Below are 17,041 nucleotides of genomic sequence, written 5' to 3'. Positions count from 1 at the left end.
CCAATGAAGACACTAATTGTCATCCCCGCGCGGATCGGGTCGACCCGGTTTCCAGCAAAGCCGCTGCACCAGATCGCAGGCCACTCGCTGGTTTCCCGCGTCGCCGATGTCGCCGCGCGCGTCGCTGCGGCGCGCTCAGACACATCCTATGTCATCGCGACCGACGACCGTGCCATCATGGACCATGCCGCAGAGATTGGTGCGCCCGCAGTAATGACGGACCCGCACCTGCCATCCGGCACAGACCGGGCCCTCGCCGCCGCCCGCGCGCAGGACGCGGCGCCAGACTTCATTCTGAACCTTCAGGGCGACGCGCCCTTCACACCGCCTGCCTATCTGAGTGCGCTGATCGAGGCCGCCGCCACGACGACCGCCGATGTCGTAACTCCTGTCGTCCAGCTCGACTGGGCCGCGTTCGACACGATCCGTGAGCAGAAGACCCGCGAACCGTTCAGCGGGACGAGCTGCATAAGGCGCAGCGACGGCATGGCGCTCTGGTTTTCCAAACAGATTATCCCGGCGATCCGTAAGGAGGAGAAGCTGCGCGCCGCCGGGCCGCTCTCGCCTGTCTTCCGCCATATCGGGCTCTATGGTTTCCGCATGGCCGCGCTTGAGCGTTTCGCAAGCCTGCCTGTCGGCTACTATGAAGAGCTGGAAGGCCTCGAACAGCTTCGCTTCCTCGAAAACGGCATGAGCATCATGACGGTCGCCGTCGAGCCCGGCGCGAACGCGATGTGGGGCATTGATACGCCTGAGGATGCCCGCTTCGCAGAAGGCCTCATTGCTGAGAGCGGCGACCCGATGGAGGCGCCCCGCTAATGACCCGCACGCTCTATATCGTTCGCCACGGCAATACGTTCGACAAGGGCGACACCATCACCCGCGTTGGCGCCCGCACCGATCTGGCGCTTTCTACGTCGGGAGAGGCGCAGGCCGCCGCACTCGGCACGCATTTCGCCGAAAAAGGCATAGCATTCGCCCAAGCCATCGCTGGCCCCTTGAAGCGCACACGCCAGACCGCTGACGCCATCCTCTCGGCGCAGGCAAACCCGCCAGAGCTGGAAATCGGTAACTTCCTGCGTGAGATTGATTACGGCCCGGATGAGAACCAGCCCGAGGACGCCGTCATCGCCCGTATAGGTCAGGACGCACTCGATGCGTGGGAGCGGGATGCCGTCCCCCCGCCAGGCTGGCGCTTCGACCCGGCCGCTATCGAAGGCCAGTGGCAAAGCCTGTTCGCCAAGCTCGCCAAATCCGCAGCCGACGGCCCAGTCCTGATCGTGACAAGCAATGGCATCGCCCGCTTTGCCCTGACCGCCGCCGGGCTAAAGCCGGACAGCAGCCAGCATGAGAATCTGAAACTGAAGACGGGCGCCTATGGCGTCTTTAGTCTCGATGAAGCAGGCGACCTCTCCCTCACCGACTGGAATATCCGCCCCTGAGCCGCAGACGGAGAGTTGCCGCGCGCCTGCGGACTGGTTACCCGAGAAGCCTGTTTCTGCCGGTCCAGAGTCCCCGCTGATGAAAGCGCTGCGTTTTGCAATCCTCGGAAAAACCCCCCTCGCCGTCGAACGTCTGAAGGCGGTCGAAGCCAGCGAGAATTCGCGCATTGTGCGCAGCTTTTCTGCCGCACAGGTCGCCCGCTTTGCGGACGCCGACTGGTCAGGCCTGCTCAATCGCAAACAGGTCGATGCCCTGATCCTCGCCCTTCCGGCAGAGCAGGCAGCCGATGCTGCAAGGCGCGCGCTCCTTGCCGGCATCCATGTCCTCAGCGAGCTTCCGGGCGGCCTAACGGTCGAGGACATCATCAATCTGCGCGAGGCAGAGACGAAGAGTAACGCCATCCTGAAATTTGGCTGCTCGCTGCGCTATCATGGCAGCGTTCGCGCCGCTGAAGACCTTGTGCGCACGCAGCCCTATGGTGAGCTGCTGACCGCCCGCGCCGTCTACGGCCACGCTGGCTATCCCGGCCCTGACGCCGAAAAGCACGGCGTCCTGCTGGGGCATGGCATCCATATGCTGGACCTCCTGCACGTCTTCTTCGGCCCGTTCGAAAGCGTGAAAGCCATGTGCCCTGAAGGGCGCGGCGGAAATGCGAACCTCTTCGCGATGCTGAAGTCGGGCAATGGCGCGATCGCGCAGCTTCACGCCTCGGCGACCTCATGGCGCCAGACCTTCCGTCTCGAGCTCGGTTATGAGCGCGGCTATGTATGGCTGGACGGGCACCTTCCCGGACTGGAGGACTATGGCCCGGAAATGCTGATTCATGCCCAGCTCATGCAGGATGAGAGCGGGCGGAACGTGCCGAACCCGGACGAGACCGTGACCGAGTATGAGCGCGTCGAGTTCGCCGAGCAGGAACTTGCCGAATTCATCGAAGCCGTGTCCGGCAAGGCGCCCCTGCGTCATGGCACAAGCCGTAACGCCTTCGACGCGATGAACATCGCCCAGCGCATTTGCGCCGCCACAGAAACGTGGGCATAAGCGCCGCTGACCGAAGATCCCGCCCTATAGGAGACGGCATGACGACGATTACAGGCGAACAGCTGGCACGCATCGCACTCGACGCAGGCAAGCTGGTGATGGACATCTATTCCACCGACTTCGATGTCGAACGAAAGGATGACGCCTCCCCTGTCACCGAAGCCGACGCCAAGGCTGAAATCCTGATCCTTGACGGGCTGAAAGCGGCAGAACCGGACCTCAAGGTCATCGCCGAGGAGGCCGTCTCGGCCGGCAAGATCCCTGAGCATGGCCACCGCTTCGCCCTCGTTGATCCGCTGGATGGCACGCGCGAATTCATCAATCGCAATGGCCAGTTCACTGTGAACATTGGCATCATCGAGCATGGCAAGCCTGTCATGGGCGTCGTCTATGCCCCGGCGCTGAACCGTCTGTTCGTTGCTGACGGGCCAGACAGTGCCTGGCAGGCGGATGTGAAACCGGGCGCGCCCGTCCCGTCAGACGATGCGCGCCGCCCACTGCATATCCGCAAATGCCCGGACGCTGGCGTCACCGCCATCGCGTCCAAGTCCCACCGCTCACCAGAGACCGATGCCTTCCTGAAGAAATTCAAGGTCGATGAGATCATCTCGGCGGGCTCATCGCTGAAATTCTGCCTGCTGGGCGCAGGCGAGGCAGACCTCTACCCGCGCATGGGCCGCACCATGGAGTGGGACACCGCCGCCGGTCAGGCTGTTGCCGAGGCCGCAGGCGCTGTCGTTCTCACCGAAGACGGCGCGCCGCTGCGCTATGGCAAGCGCGAGCGTGGCTATGACAATCCACATTTCATCGTTTATGGGGACGTGTCGCCGGTCACCGCCTAATTGTCAGGGCGGGACTTGTGATTGTCCTTCTGGTGCCAGGCCCAGGCGGTCTCGAGGATCGTATCGATATCTGAATGCTGCGGGCGCCAGCCCAGCACGCGCTCAGCCTTCGCGGCTGAGGCGACGAGCGATGGCGGGTCACCCGGACGCCGCGCGCCTGACTGACGCGGCACAGGCTTGCCAGCTACGCGCGAAACTGCATCGGCCAGCTCGCTGACCGAAACACCCCGACCCGTCCCGAGATTGAAGACATCACTCTCGCCGCCCGCATCGAGATAGTCGAGCGCGCGCCAATGCGCGTCAGCAAGGTCGCTGACATGGACATAGTCGCGCACTGGCGTGCCATCGCGCGTGTCGAAATCCGTCCCATTGATCGTGAAGGTGAAGGTGCCGTCCATGGCGCCCATGATCGCCAGCGGAATGACGTGCGGTTCGGGATCGTGACGCTCGCCAATCTCACCTGCCGGGTCTGCACCGCCTGCATTGAAGTAGCGTAGGATCACCGATTTCAGCCCATGCGCCATGCCAAAGTCCTGGATCATGCGCTCAGCGATCATCTTGGACGCGCCATAGGGGTTGATCGGTGCCTGCGGCGTCTCTTCGGTGATTAGCTCTTCATGCACGCCATAGGTCGCGCAGGACGATGAGAAGACGAGCCTGCGCACATCAGCGGCGCGCATCGCCTCAAGCAGGCTCAGCGTGCCTGCCACATTGTTCTGATAGTAGATTTCCGGCTGCTTCATCGACTCGGCGACGTAAGCGAAGGCCGCGAAATGCGCGACCGCGTCAGGCTTCACGTCTTTCAGCGTCTGGGTCAGCTTTGCCGTATCGTGCAGGTCCCCTTCGATCAGGTCACCCCAGCGGACAAAATCCCGCCAGCCGCGCGACAGGTTGTCATAGACCACGATATTCCAGCCAGCATCTGCAAACGCCTTGCAGCTATGGCTGCCGACATATCCAGCCCCGCCCGTCACGAGCACGGTTTTTGTCATTCTCGCAGCCCCTTCGCCTGAACGCCAGTCTCGACAGAAGGCCTAGCGTCTCTCACACGGAATTCAAACCTCAAACCCGAATGCAGAAAAGGCGGCACCGAAGCGCCGCCTTCCCATTTTTCATCTGGTTTCGAAACCTGGCCTAGTTGCCGCCGAAACGCTTCGTGAGGCTGACCTTGAAGGTCCGGCCAAACGGATTGTGCGTGTACGGGTCGTAGCTGACATCGAAGAAGGCCAGCGGCGGATCTTCGTCGAACACGTTCACGACCGACAGGCCGAGATCGAGGTCATAGTCAGAGCGCCAGGTGTAGAAGGCGTCCACCGTCGTCATGGAGTCGATCTCCGACGGACCACCAACGAAGGCGCCCTGCAGGTTCGGCGTGCCACGCTCGTCGTCATAGGAGTCTACGTGACGGACCACACCGCGCAGGTTGTGATTGCCGAAGGCGTAGTTCGCCGAGAAGTTGGCTTTCCACTGCGGCAGTGAGCGGGAGAAGTTCGAACGGTTGAACTGACCCACGCGGTCACCGCCTGGGATGATCACATCCTCGACTGCGAAGTCGTCTACATCATACTCGATGATATAGGTGGCTTCGAGACCCAGCGAGAACTCGTTCGCGCCAAGATCCCAGACCTGCTCGGCACGGAAGTCGACGCCAGAGGTCTTGATATCCGGACCGTTGACGACGTTCGTCCGCACGCGGGCAACTTCGTTCGCCTGGTTGATGCCGTCATTGTTGGCATCGGTGAACGTGATGCGCGACAGGATCGCTGCATCATTGTTGCCTGCTGCCAGAGCAGCGAGTGCTGCCGGCACGATTTCCGACTGGTCTTCAACAATGATCGGATCCGTGAAGTCGAAATTGTAGTAATCGACCGATGCCGTGAAGCCGTTATTGTTGTCGAACAGCGCACCAATGTTGAAGCTGAACGCCGACTCTGGATTGAGGTCCGGGTTACCGAACTGGTCGACCGCCTTGAAGGCAGACGCCGGAGCGACGAATTGCAGCGTGGTGACCTGACCATCGACCTGGTTCAGCGTTGGCCCCTTGAATGAGGTCTGAGCCGAACCGCGCAGGGCGAAGTTGTCGGTCGCCTGCCACTTCACAGCCACTTTCGGGTCGAATGTGGAGCCGATCTCGCCGCCATAATCCTCATAGCGGGTCGCAACCTGCACGTTGAGGTTATCATAGAGCGGGATCTGGAGTTCGCCGAAGATTGCGTAGATCGTCTGGTCGCGATCGGACGCATTCGTGCCGGCGAGGAAGGAGAACGGACCCGTGCCGCCCGGTCCCGGGCTCTTGGCAAGATCAGTCACATCGTTCGGCTCGACTTCATAACCTTCGCGGCGAACCTGTGCACCGAGAGCCCAGCTAACCGGACCACCTTGTGCGACGACGTTGCTCTGACCGCTAAGGGCTGCATCGAAAACGAGCAGGTTGGAGGTCACAACCGTACCGACGCCTTCGGTCAGCCAGTCAGCCAGCGTGACGGAGTTCTCAAGCCCCGGCACATAGGTCGGGTTGGCCTGTCCGGTAATGGCATTGGCCGGGATGGCATTGGAGAATGGGTTGTACCATTCACAGCCTCCCTGACCCTGGACGAGGTTACCCGCATAGGCCGGGTTGCCCCATGGCTGGGTACCAGTTGCAGGGTCCAGACCCGTTGCTGGGTCCACACAGACGCCGAAACCGTTCAGCGCAGCAGTAAAGCCACGGATATAGGTATCGTTCGTGATGCGCTCGCCTTCGGTTTCATGGAAGGTGAGGCCTGCATTCCAGGTCACGCCATTCTCGAATTCACCGTCAAAGCTGCCGGCGAGACGATAGCTGTCATAGGTCCGGTAGCCTTCCTGTGCGCCGCCCGTGACCGGGAAGCCGCCCCAGCCGAAAGACCGGCCAATGAAGAGCGCGGCAATCGTATTGGCCGGGAAGAGGCCTGGATTGTTGGCACGATAGGTCAGGAAGCCTGGGCTGTTGCCCGGAATGACCTGGTTGGCCACTTCCTGTGGTGGATAGGACGGAGAGGTCTTCCACTCAGGCACATCAGTGTGGGCGTAGAGGCCTTCCAGGTGGAAGTTCACGCCATTTCCGAAGGTGTGGTTATATTCGGAGAAGATCTGATAGCGCTCTTCTTCTTCCACCAGATTATCGAACTGGGTGAACTGGAAGTAGCACTGGTTCACAGCGGCCACGTTCGGGTTCTGGAAGCCGCCGACATCATCACAGCCGACATCGTTCACGTTGGCCGCGAGCGGACGCACCGCGCCGCCGACGACACCAAGTGGCACATAGCGACCCGGATTGGAGAGCGACGACCAGCCGCCGACCGGGTTTTCATTGTATGGACGGATAGCCCAGTCTTTTTCGATCAGGCCGACTTCACTGCGGAACTGGTAGCCAGCAGACGTGACCCAGTTCCAGTTCTCGCCCTGGAGGCCGTAGGCGGCAGAGATGTCATACTCGCCGTCGCTGCCCTCAAAGGTTTCGTACTGGGCAGAAATTTCAAAGCCTTCCAGATCATCGCGCGTGATGAAGTTCACCACGCCTGCGATCGCGTCAGACCCGTAAACGGCTGCGGCGCCGTCTTTCAGCACTTCGATCCGGCCGATGGCGGCGGATGGAATGACATTCGTATCAACGAAGAGCTGTGCCTGCTCACCCACACCATAAGGCGCAAATGTCTGGCGCTTGCCATTCAGGAGGACCAGCGTCCGGCCTGGGCCAAGGCCCCGCAGGTTGATGTTCGACGTACCTTCGAGGCCGTTCGAGGAGAACTGGTTCGTCTGGCCGTCGACACCGGTCGACACGCCGAGGTTACGGATCAGCTCGGTGATTGACGGGTTGCCTTCCAGCTGCAGGTCGGCTGCTGACAGAACGTCGACAGGCAGGGCTGCATCTTCCGGCGTACCGGCGATCGCAGAACCGGTAACGGTCACCGTCTGCTGACGTAGCGTATCATCGCCATCGTCGTTCTGGGCATGCGCCGCACCGGTTGCGCAAAGCGCAAGTACCGATGATGCAAGCAGCCACTTATTTCCATTTCTCATGAAGTGTTTCCTCCCAAATACTAGACGATCCGCTCTTTAGGCGGCGGACTCCCGTCGATGTCTGCTGATTTGGAATTCGAATTCAATCGCAATTACGTGCTGCGCCGCACCATAAAAACCTGAGTGCATTGATAGCTATTGAAACCAATAGGTTCTACTTGCCTGAGGGTGTCAGGACTTACGTTCCGGCAATTGCCTTCCCTAGGGGCATTTTTTGCCTGTCCTTGTTGCTGCTACCGCGAAAAACTGTCATCAGACCGTAATGAACTATCAGCCCGCGCCCGAATTTCTCGCCTTGGCTGACGCCTTCGCAGACGCAGCAGAACCTGCGCATTTTCGCATGTCCGTGTTGCGATTTCGCAACACTAGATGGGATGAGCGCGTCGGATTAGGGCAGCTCGATTCTCTTGAATGGCTTCGCCACTTCGCAACATTTTCGCCTCTTGAGGGAAATCTGCAGACGCCGCTCGCCATGCGCTATCATGGCCACCAGTTTGGCGTTTACAATCCGGAGCTTGGCGATGGCCGCGGCTTCCTGTTTGCGCAGCTGCGAGATGATCAGGGCCGCCTGCTCGACCTTGGCACAAAGGGCTCTGGCCAGACACGCTGGTCGCGCCAGGGCGATGGCCGCCTGACGCTCAAGGGCGGCGTGCGCGAAGTCCTCGCCGCGCAATACCTTGAAGCGCATGGCGTGAAGACGTCCAAGCCCTTTAGCCTGATCGAGACGGGCGAGGAGCTTGCCCGCAATGATGAGCCATCGCCTGCCCGCAGCGCCGTGCTCACCCGGCTCTCGCACAGCCATATCCGCTTCGGCACTTTCCAGCGCGCCGCCTCCATGGGCGAGACGGAAAACCTCGCCCGCCTCATCCGCTATTGCTGCGAAGTCTACTATCCGGACGCCCTCGACGAGGACATCTCCGTCATGGCGCCTGCCCTCCTGCATCGGATTACAGAGCAGACCGCCCGCATGGTCGCGCAATGGATGGCGACCGGCTTTGTCCACGGCGTGATGAACACCGACAATTTCAATATCACCGGTGAAAGCTTCGATTACGGCCCGTGGCGCTTCTTGCCGGAATCCGACCCGAACTTCACCGCCGCCTATTTCGACCAGCAGGGTCTCTACCGGTTCGGCCGCCAGCCAACGCAGGGCCTCTGGGCGCTGCAACAATTAGCCGTCGCCATGACGCCCGTCTGCGACACGGACCCGCTCGGCGAAGCGCTTCAGGCCTATGAGCCAGCCTATCAGGCCGCGCTTGCCAGCCATAACCTCAAACTCTTCGGGCTGCAGTCCTCAGGCGAGCTACATGACGACCTCGTCTGGCTGCAGGCGCTCTACACCTGGATGTCGGAAACGCGCGCCCCGTGGCCGCAGGTCTTCTTCGACTGGTTTTGCGGCAAGGAGAGTGAGTCCCGCGCTGCAAACAGCCCGATCGCGGCCATGTATAAGGAGGCAGGCTTCGCCCCTGTGAAGGAAGGCCTCTTTGCCCGCACAGCCGATCGCCCCGAACGCCTGTCACACGCCTACTGGCAGCGAGAGAAACCGGTCTCTCTCCTCTATGATGAGGTCGAGGCGATCTGGGCCCCGATCGCAGAGCAAGATGACTGGAGCCCGTTTGAGCAGACGCTCGAGGACATCGACGCGGCCCGCGAGGCCCTCGACATCACTTTTGAACCTCCCGCCCAAAAGGCATAAGCTGCCCCTGCGGCAATAAATGTCGCTGCGCCGCAGCAAAATTTGTGTCAAATGCGCCCCGGTGCGATAGATACATGGCGCAAGAGACGCCCGGAGGGATAAAATGGACGGTACAGCCGCAGACAAGATTTCACCTGTGATGGACGGCCTGCTTCCTGCGATGAAGGAAGCGGTGGTCAGCCTCGAAGCCTTTGGTGAGGACGCAAAGGCCGCGATGCGCGCCCGCCTCGCCCCTGAAGGCAAGATCGACCGCAAGCTGCTCGACCATCACCAGCATTCCGCCCACGGTCTTGCCTGGGTCATCACCTATGTCGAAACGCTGCGCGAGACGGCCGACTGGGCCGACCGCATGACGGCAGAAGGCAAATTCGGTGAGATCGAACAGCTCCTCTCGCAGATCCTCTTCTCGGAATATTGCGCCCAGCTGATTGGCGGCATCCCGATGAACCAGGGCGAAATCATCCGCCCGGCAGATATCGGCGTCTCCAAGGAAGGCATGCAACGCCTGTTTGAGCCAGCCGTCCAGCGCTTCCTCACCGAAGGCAAGACGACCGAGACCATGGCCGCTGCTGCAAAGCACCTGCCGGATGCGCTGTCACGGGCAACGGTGGAAGAAACCGGCCTCGACGAAACCCTCACCATGATCCGGGACCAGTTCCGCCGCTTTGCGACCGAACGGATCATGCCGCACGCCCATGAATGGCACCTCGAAAACGCCTACATCCCGATGCCAGTCGTCGAAGAGATGGCAGAGCTTGGCGTCTTCGGCCTCACCATTCCGGAAGAGTATGGCGGCCTGGGCCTCGGCAAGACCTCCATGTGCGTGGTCTCCGAAGAGCTCAGCCGCGGCTATATCGGCACCGGCTCACTCGGCACCCGGTCTGAAATCGCCGCAGAGCTGATCCTGATCGGCGGCACCGACGCGCAGAAGGAAAAATACCTTCCGGCCATTTCCTCTGGCGAGATCCTGCCAACGGCAGTCTTTACTGAACCCAACACCGGGTCTGACCTCGGCGCGCTCAAGACGCGCGCGGTAAAAGACGGCGACACCTACAGGATCACCGGCAACAAGACCTGGATCACCCACCCGGTCCGCGCCGACATGATGACCGTCCTCGCCCGTACCGACCCGGCGACCAATAATTTCTCCGGCCTCTCCATGTTCCTGGCTGAGAAGCCGCGCGGCGACGACGAGACCCCATTCCCGGCAGACGGCATGTCCGGCGGTGAGATCGAGGTGCTCGGCTATCGCGGCATGAAAGAGTATGAGATCAGCTTTGACGGCTTCGAAGTGCCAGCCGCCAACCTCCTCGGTGAGACAGAGGGCATGGGCTTCCGCCACCTGATGGCAACCTTCGAAAGCGCCCGCATCCAGACCGCCGCCCGCGCTATCGGCGTTGGCCAGAACGCGTTTGAGCTTGGCCTCAAATACGCGCTCGACCGCGAACAGTTCGGCCGCGCAATCTTCGAATTCCCACGCGTCGCCAACAAGCTCGTCATGATGGCCGCTGAACTGATCGGTGTGCGCCAGCTCACCTATTATTCGGCCCGCCAGAAAGACTCAGGCAAACGCTGCGACCTCGAAGCCGGCATGGCCAAGCTCCTCGGCGCCCGCGTCGCCTGGGCCGCCGCCGACAACGCCGTCCAGATCCACGGCGGCAACGGCTTCGCGCTCGAATACCCTGTCAGCCGCGTCCTCCAGGACGCCCGCATCCTCAACATCTTCGAGGGCGCCGGCGAAGTGCAGGCCATGGTGATCGCGCGCAGGCTGGTTGAGGGTGGGAATTAAGGCGCGTTTGTCTATCTAGAGAACGAAACCTTACGGCAGGCGTCACACTCGACGGGCGATAGCCCGTCTGAGGGTCCATCTCCTGCCACCACCGCCGTGCTCATCATCTCAAGTCAGAAGATGGACGCTCAGACCGCGTCCCGCGGTCGAGCGTGACGCCCGGCTTTAAGGTCTCACTCTACCCTTCCGAAGACCCCTGCGCAGGCAGGGGTCCATGGTGCTTCACTTGAAACGTCAGTTGCCGGTTTTAGGGATCATGATGGATACCTGCCTTCGCAGGTATCTTCGGAACGTGTGGGACAAACAAATCCATCCCCACCCTCACAAACTCAACCCATACTGCACGCCTCCCATCACCAGACAGGGCGGTCCGGACCGACCGGGTGGAGGTGGCTTCGAAGCTGGTCTGCCCTCGGGCAGATCAATCGATCCGGTGGATCGATTGAAAGCGGAGAAGGCCGCGGCAGCGGCTCGCTTGAGAGCCATGCGGCGGGGATTGCGAAGGTGACCGGTGCTGCCGGCGGGGTGTAACGTCCCTGCCATGTGGTCGGCGTCATGTGGGGTAATCAGTGCTGCGCAGGCTGTCCTGCGTACGAAAATGTTTCCGAGACGGGCCGGGAGTGAGACATCCGAACGGCCGACACCCTTCGCAAGGGCGCGTCCATGGCGCACGCTCTACAGCCACGCCGAAAGGCTGGCATTACCTATAGCGTCCACCCTGGACGCGCCCGGCCCTGTCACTTCAGGGCGAGAGTAAAAGCGCACCGCCAGCGGGAAACCCCGCGTGGCGATATTGGTGTTTGTGGACCTATTCCCCTCTCCCTTGGGAGAGGGGCCAGGGGTGAGGGGGAGCTTCGCCGAGGCACCATGAAGCAGTGGCAGTGATACGCTTCAGATGATCACTGCAAAGCTTGGCATCTGTTGAGAGGTCGTTTCCCCTCATCCCCGGCCCTTCTCCCGAGGGAGAAGGGAGAAGTGCAGCCCTGAGCCCGCTCCATGTGCGGCGCGCCAGCGCCGACACGGGAGCAACCGAAAAGAGAGCCCTACGCCGAAACGTTCCCCACAAGGTCGCGCACACCATGGACCAGTCGTTCAGCGAGCCCGTCGCCCACTTCTTCAGGGTCGGCGAATTCATTCTCCGCGAGGATGTTCGCTTCGCCGTTTACATCGGCTTCCTCGAAAAGGCGAAGCGAGCGACCGTCCCCCTTGAGCGCGGTGATTGCGCCAATGAGCGATCTGCGAGACGCGGTCAGCGCATCGGCGAGTTCAGTTTTGCTGACACCGAGGTGCTCGCTGACAAGGCTCGCGCGAAGGTCGCTGATATCGGCGCGCATCTGATCGGGGTCGCCGCATTGGACCGCCTCAACGGCCAAGTCGGTCTCGGTGTCGAAACCCATGGAGCGGTTGTTCAGATTGGAGGAGCCAACGCGGATCATCTCATCATCGAGGATCAGGATCTTGGCGTGGACATAGATCGGGGATTCGCTCTCCGTCACCGGATAATAGGCGGCAAACCGGTTATAGGGGTCATGCGCCCAGAGATGTTCGAGCATCCGCACGCGCGCCCCGTCCATCGCCTTCTGGCGCAGCCACCCTTCGGCGTTTCGCGGCAGGATGAGGATAATTTCCGGCCCATCCCTTTCCTGCAGGCGTTCTGCCATGGCGTGCACCAGCTTGGCAGAGGCGAGATACTGGCTTTCGATATAGAGCGTGTCCTTTGCCCGCGCGATAGCTTCAAGATAGAGCGCCTCGATCTCGCGGACTTCATCAAAGTCGGAAAAGCCCGGAAAGGTGCGCGCCAGCGCAACAGGCACATTGCTCCAGGTGAGGTCGAGGTCTGGCCAGACCGGGTCATTGTCGCATTGCGGTGGCGGCAGTTTCTCACCCGTGGCCCGAAGCCACCGCTCACGGGCAACATCTCCAAGCGCGCAGGCAATGTCGCCGGAGACGGCCACAGTCGCGTCATGCCAGGGCTTCGGCATCTCGCTTTCGCCGGGCAGCGTCCGGCAGGGCTGGTCATCGAGATGGTCGCACGTGTCCCAGCGCCCTGCGGTCATGTCGATGCCGCCGCAGAAAGCCATCTGGTCGTCAATGACGATGATCTTGGAATGGTGCGCCGCGCCGACCGGATGGGTCGAGTCGAGATGGAAATGAAAGTTGCTGTTGAACCGCATCGGGCGAATGCCAATCGGCACCATACCCCGCAGGATGGACTGCATGGCGCCAACATTCCATTTCAGCATGTAAAGCTGAAGCAGCTCGCGTTCGTTCGTAATCCAGGAGAGAAATTCGCCCAGCTGGTTGGGGCCATCCAGCGTCTGTTCGTCTGGCTCAAACTCAATACGGGTGTCGAAATCCCAGCCGATCATCATGATCGTCTTTTCGGCATTCAGCATCGCTTCTTTCACAGCCCGGAAATAGTCCCGGCCTTCCAGAATGATGCGCAGCTTGTCGGCGGTTTCGATACGTTGGCAGGTTTCTCCGGGGACCAGCAAATTCTCAACAGCCATGTCTGCGGCGTCCCCGTCTTTGAACCTTCTGCTTCTTGGTGGCGATTGCCTTCGCCATCCAGTAACGCAGCTGTCGCCGCTGGGTTGCCCGGCTTCGCTGCACGGCCCGTTTCTGTCATAAGGCGCGCAAGAATTTCGAGGGTATGAATATGGACGAAGCAGACTGGAACTTCACCGAGCAGCAGGCCGAGACGGTCTATACGTGCGAGCAGCTGCGCGACACCAAGGGCGTCAAACCCCATAGTGAGATCATGCTGGACCTCTTCTTCGTGCCGATCGAGGGCGAAGAGGCCCGGCGCGAGGCGTTTGAAAAGGCGCTCGAAACCTTCGGCTACCAGCCGGGCGAAGCGGAGAACGAGAATGAGGTTGCCGCCTCAATCGGGCCAATCCCCTTTACACCCCAGGACATCTGGCTGCATGAGGAACGCACCACCAAGATGGCGCTGGCCCGTGGATACAAGCCGGATGGCTGGGGCTTCGCTGAACCGGAATAGGCGCAGGCCCTGACCAAGAGGGCCGCGCAAAAGTTGGAGAGACGGCACATGTCATCTGGACCGGAAAACGACCTCGAAACGGCCCGCCGCGTGGTGCAGATTGAGCGCGAGGCGCTGGACGCGCTCTCCAGCAGCCTTGATGCGAACTTCTCTGCCGCCGTCGATGCGATTGTCGGCTGTGCTGGTTATCTCATCGTCGCCGGCGTCGGCAAATCCGGCCATATCGGCCAGAAGATCGCCGCGACCATGGCCTCTACCGGCACGCCATCCTTCTTCCTTCACCCGACCGAGGCGAGCCATGGCGACCTTGGCATGGTGCGCCCTGACAGCGTCGTCCTCGCCATCTCCTATTCCGGCGAGACGCGCGAGCTGATCGACCTTCTGCGCTATTGCCGCTCTCACAATGTGAAGCTGATTGCGATGACGCGCTCGGCTGACAGCCTCCTTGGACGCAATGCGGATATCCTGCTTGCACTGCCTGAGCACGAAGAAGCCTGCCCGAACGGTCTGGCGCCAACCTCCTCCACCACGATGACACTTGTCATGGGCGATGCGCTGGCGGTCGCCCTCATGGCGCGGCGCGGCTTCAGCCGTGAGGATTTCGGCGCGCGGCATCCGGGTGGAAAGCTCGGCAAGGCGCTTCACACGGTGGCCGATTACCTCATGTCACGCGATGCGAGCCCGCCCGTAGTCGGCCAGGACGCAGGCCTGCGAGACGTCATTCAAGCGATCGCCGAAGGGCGTCAGGGCTGCGTCGCTGTCGTCGATGCGGACGGGCGCTATATCGGCATCGTCACGGATGGCGATCTTCGCCGCTATATGCAGGAAGGGCGCGAAGCCGGCACAGCGCGCGAAATGATGACGCGCGGCGGCAAGACCTTTGCAAAGGGCGACCGCATCGCGCTCGTGGTCGACGTGATGACCAAGCTTCGTATTTCGAACGGTTTCGTCCTTGAGGACGGCACACCGGTCGGGATCATTCACACAAAGGACCTTCTGGAAGAAGGCTACATCTAGCAATCGGCCGCGCGCGGCCCATCTCAGGCTCGTCATGGAAACCGTCGACGTTGATATCGTTCACAGCATCGAACTGGCCGTTGCGCCGGTCTTCCTGATTGCGGGTATCGGCGCACTCCTCACCGTGCTGACCAACCGGCTTGGCCGCACGGTTGACCGCTCCCGCTCGCTGGAGATGGAGCTGATGGTCGAAGGCGCGATGGAGAACCATCCGCGCTGGCGCTCCGAGATAATCCTGCTGGACCAGCGCATCTCGTGGATCAACCGCGCCATTGTCCTCTCAACACTTGCGATGCTGCTGATCTGTCTCGTTATCGTGACGCTGTTTACCGGCCAGCTCTTCCGGCTGGATGTCGGGATTCCCGTGTCCATCCTGTTCATCATGACGATGGGCGCGCTCATCACTGCGACGGGCAGCTTCTTATGGGAGATTCACCTCGCCGCAGCCATGATCCGTGTGCGGACCGATGTGCTGCAGCGGGCGCGGCCGGTCACGCGCCCGAAGGTGCGCTTCTGGAAACGCTGGAAATAGGCTGACCAGACGGCCTGTAAGCCGGGTTCTGTCCAGCGCCTTGCGGCGCCTGTGCAGTCATTCCTCTGGGAGCCCTGTCGCCAGGACCCTCACGCGACACACCCGGGGCGCGGGCTGGAAACGGCCCATGCGCACCCCCTATTCGGTCTTGCTCCGGGCGGGGTTTACCATGCCAGGGACGTTACCGCCCCCGCGGTGGGCTCTTACCCCACCCTTTCACCCTTACCCCAGATCAGATCTGGGGCGGTCTGCTCTCTGTGGCACTTTCCCTCGGCTCACGCCGGGCGGACATTATCCGCCGCCCTGTTTCCATGGAGCCCGGACTTTCCTCCAGCATGGCCTTGTGAGCCATGCCAGCGACTGCCCGGCCGTCTGGTCAGGGCGCCCCTATACGCCAGAATGTCCTCCCCCACCAGATCACCATTATGATCGCGCTGAAGTCGAGGAACATTCAGGGTGAGCAATCGTTGGCAGAGGCATGAAAAAGACACTCACATCCTTCGCCGCCCTCTCTACCGGACTGCTGCTGGTGGCCTGTTCGCCTGATAACAATGAGACAGACACCGATGCCAGCACGCGCATCGGCAAGGCGCCCATCGTAAATGCGCAGGACAGCGACGAGGTCACGACCTCTGACAGCATGTTGCCAGACGATACCGCTGAGGCAGATCTCGGCGTCACGGGCAGCGACGCGACACTGACCTCGCTTCAGCCGATCTCGATGCAGGGCGCGGACATGCTGGATGGAGAGCTGCGTTGTTCGTTCCAGACAGCAGATAGCGGCGAACCGCTGCTCATAGCCGCCGCCGACGTCGATCCTGATGGGCGCGCCACCGCAGCCATCAATAATGATGGCGCTGACCTGCAGCTTTATGGCGAGCAGCTTGGCGGTTTCAGCGGGCTTGAGGAAGATGGTGGCACCTTTGCCGGTGAAGGTATGGTGATCGTGGTTGAGCTGGGCGACGCCACGCTTGATGGCTCGCAGACCGAGCAGACCAGCCAGGCCGCCACCATGACGGTCAACCGCGCAGATGGTGCGACTCGTACCTTCGACGGCGAATGGGTCTGCGGGCCTTAAAGGATCACTTGCCCTCGTTCATATCACGCCTGATTTGGCGCAGTTCCTCGGAGCTAAGTTCGATATGCGGTCGACCAGCCACCTCTGAAAGAAGTGCGGGAACGCCAACCATCCGGTGGGGGACCCCTACCCGGTATCCGTCTCTGAACCAGAGCCGCCACGCTTCAGAAAAGACCATATTGTCTGCCCGTTCGACATCCTGCCAGCGGTATGAACGCTGCGAGCGAAACAGCTTTCTAATTAAAATTCGCTCGCCATCCCAAATAATCTTCTTGGCATCGAGATCCGCGGCGGTAATTGTGGCCACAACCCCAAATAGAAACAGGACGGGGAATGCCAAAGCGTCATCCCTTTGCCAAGTCGCGGGCAGGAGCATTCCCCAGCCAAGTCCTATAGCTGTTGATAGTCCGATAAGACCCAAAAAGAGGGTCAGGCCAACTGGTGCATATACTTCGTTTGGTTGACGATTTCGTCGGTGATCAAGGGTGATAATCCAGTAGACGCCGACCGTGAATACGATTGTTAGAATGGGTCGTAGCCAGAACTCCATTTCGATCT

14 protein-coding genes and 1 other RNA gene are annotated in these 17,041 nt (G+C 61.1%); 10 read left to right on the top strand and 5 right to left on the bottom strand.

What is annotated here, in order from left to right; all coding sequences use genetic code 11:
• The first annotated feature begins 3 nt into the window (after nt 1-3).
• The 4 genes from kdsB to cysQ all read left to right on the top strand — a co-directional run bounded on the left by kdsB (nt 4) and on the right by cysQ (nt 3,326).
• Nucleotides 4-819 (top strand): 3-deoxy-manno-octulosonate cytidylyltransferase, encoded by an 816-nt coding sequence (kdsB, locus tag KUV46_07630; protein QYJ02246.1) that lies wholly within the window; start codon nt 4-6, stop codon nt 817-819.
• Nucleotides 819-1,442, top strand: a complete 624-nt coding sequence (locus KUV46_07625; GenBank protein QYJ02245.1) for a histidine phosphatase family protein — start codon at nt 819-821, stop codon at nt 1,440-1,442. Before kdsB ends, KUV46_07625 begins: the two co-directional genes overlap by 1 nt.
• Nucleotides 1,443-1,521: 79 nt before the next feature.
• Nucleotides 1,522-2,484 (top strand): Gfo/Idh/MocA family oxidoreductase, encoded by a 963-nt coding sequence (locus tag KUV46_07620; protein ID QYJ02244.1) that lies wholly within the window; start codon nt 1,522-1,524, stop codon nt 2,482-2,484.
• A 38-nt stretch (nt 2,485-2,522) separates the two neighbouring features.
• On the top strand, nt 2,523-3,326 hold the full coding sequence (cysQ, locus tag KUV46_07615; GenBank protein ID QYJ02243.1) for a 3'(2'),5'-bisphosphate nucleotidase CysQ: 804 nt from the start codon (nt 2,523-2,525) through the stop codon (nt 3,324-3,326).
• On the opposite strand, the gene galE is transcribed toward cysQ, so the two are convergent.
• Both galE and KUV46_07605 read right to left on the bottom strand, forming a co-directional pair.
• Nucleotides 3,323-4,318: a UDP-glucose 4-epimerase GalE gene (galE, locus tag KUV46_07610; GenBank protein QYJ02242.1), complete on the bottom strand. Its 996-nt coding sequence runs from the start codon at nt 4,316-4,318 to the stop codon at nt 3,323-3,325. The two genes, cysQ and galE, sit on opposite strands and share 4 nt — an antisense overlap.
• A 142-nt stretch (nt 4,319-4,460) precedes the next feature.
• Nucleotides 4,461-7,367, bottom strand: a complete 2,907-nt coding sequence (locus KUV46_07605; GenBank protein ID QYJ02241.1) for a TonB-dependent receptor — start codon at nt 7,365-7,367, stop codon at nt 4,461-4,463.
• 262 nt (nt 7,368-7,629) lie between these two features.
• Between KUV46_07605 and KUV46_07600 the strand changes: the two genes are divergently transcribed.
• Both KUV46_07600 and KUV46_07595 read left to right on the top strand, forming a co-directional pair.
• Nucleotides 7,630-9,063, top strand: a complete 1,434-nt coding sequence (locus tag KUV46_07600; protein ID QYJ02240.1) for a YdiU family protein — start codon at nt 7,630-7,632, stop codon at nt 9,061-9,063.
• A 103-nt stretch (nt 9,064-9,166) separates the two neighbouring features.
• Nucleotides 9,167-10,852: an acyl-CoA/acyl-ACP dehydrogenase gene (locus KUV46_07595; protein QYJ02239.1), complete on the top strand. Its 1,686-nt coding sequence runs from the start codon at nt 9,167-9,169 to the stop codon at nt 10,850-10,852.
• A 1,043-nt stretch (nt 10,853-11,895) separates the two neighbouring features.
• Here the strand turns inward: KUV46_07595 and KUV46_07590 are convergent.
• Complete coding sequence (locus KUV46_07590) at nt 11,896-13,362, bottom strand: phospholipase (GenBank protein QYJ02238.1); 1,467 nt, start codon at nt 13,360-13,362, stop codon at nt 11,896-11,898.
• A gap of 149 nt (nt 13,363-13,511) precedes the next feature.
• Between KUV46_07590 and KUV46_07585 the strand changes: the two genes are divergently transcribed.
• From KUV46_07585 to KUV46_07575, 3 genes are read left to right on the top strand one after another with little or no spacing between them, the layout of a single operon-like run.
• Complete coding sequence (locus KUV46_07585) at nt 13,512-13,856, top strand: hypothetical protein (GenBank protein QYJ02237.1); 345 nt, start codon at nt 13,512-13,514, stop codon at nt 13,854-13,856.
• Between the two features lie 48 nt (nt 13,857-13,904).
• On the top strand, nt 13,905-14,873 hold the full coding sequence (locus tag KUV46_07580; protein QYJ02236.1) for a KpsF/GutQ family sugar-phosphate isomerase: 969 nt from the start codon (nt 13,905-13,907) through the stop codon (nt 14,871-14,873).
• Nucleotides 14,874-14,907: 34 nt separating this feature from the next.
• Nucleotides 14,908-15,405: a DUF2721 domain-containing protein gene (locus KUV46_07575; protein QYJ02235.1), complete on the top strand. Its 498-nt coding sequence runs from the start codon at nt 14,908-14,910 to the stop codon at nt 15,403-15,405.
• A gap of 1 nt (nt 15,406) precedes the next feature.
• On the opposite strand, the gene rnpB is transcribed toward KUV46_07575, so the two are convergent.
• Nucleotides 15,407-15,781, bottom strand: an RNA gene (gene rnpB / locus KUV46_07570) — RNase P RNA component class A.
• A gap of 102 nt (nt 15,782-15,883) precedes the next feature.
• Here rnpB and KUV46_07565 point away from each other — a divergent pair.
• Nucleotides 15,884-16,483: a hypothetical protein gene (locus KUV46_07565; GenBank protein QYJ02234.1), complete on the top strand. Its 600-nt coding sequence runs from the start codon at nt 15,884-15,886 to the stop codon at nt 16,481-16,483.
• Nucleotides 16,484-16,487: 4 nt separating this feature from the next.
• Here the strand turns inward: KUV46_07565 and KUV46_07560 are convergent, their stop codons facing one another.
• The gene (locus KUV46_07560; GenBank protein QYJ02233.1) at nt 16,488-17,033 is read right to left on the bottom strand and encodes a hypothetical protein; all 546 of its coding nucleotides are present in this window, start codon (nt 17,031-17,033) and stop codon (nt 16,488-16,490) included.
• Nucleotides 17,034-17,041 lie beyond the last annotated feature (8 nt).

It is taken from the genome of Thalassovita mediterranea, from assembly GCA_019448215.1.
In the GTDB taxonomy this organism is placed as follows: Bacteria; Pseudomonadota; Alphaproteobacteria; order Caulobacterales; family Hyphomonadaceae; genus Henriciella.
Note: the sequence above shows the minus strand (reverse complement) of the source record. Positions and strands in the feature narration are given on the sequence as shown.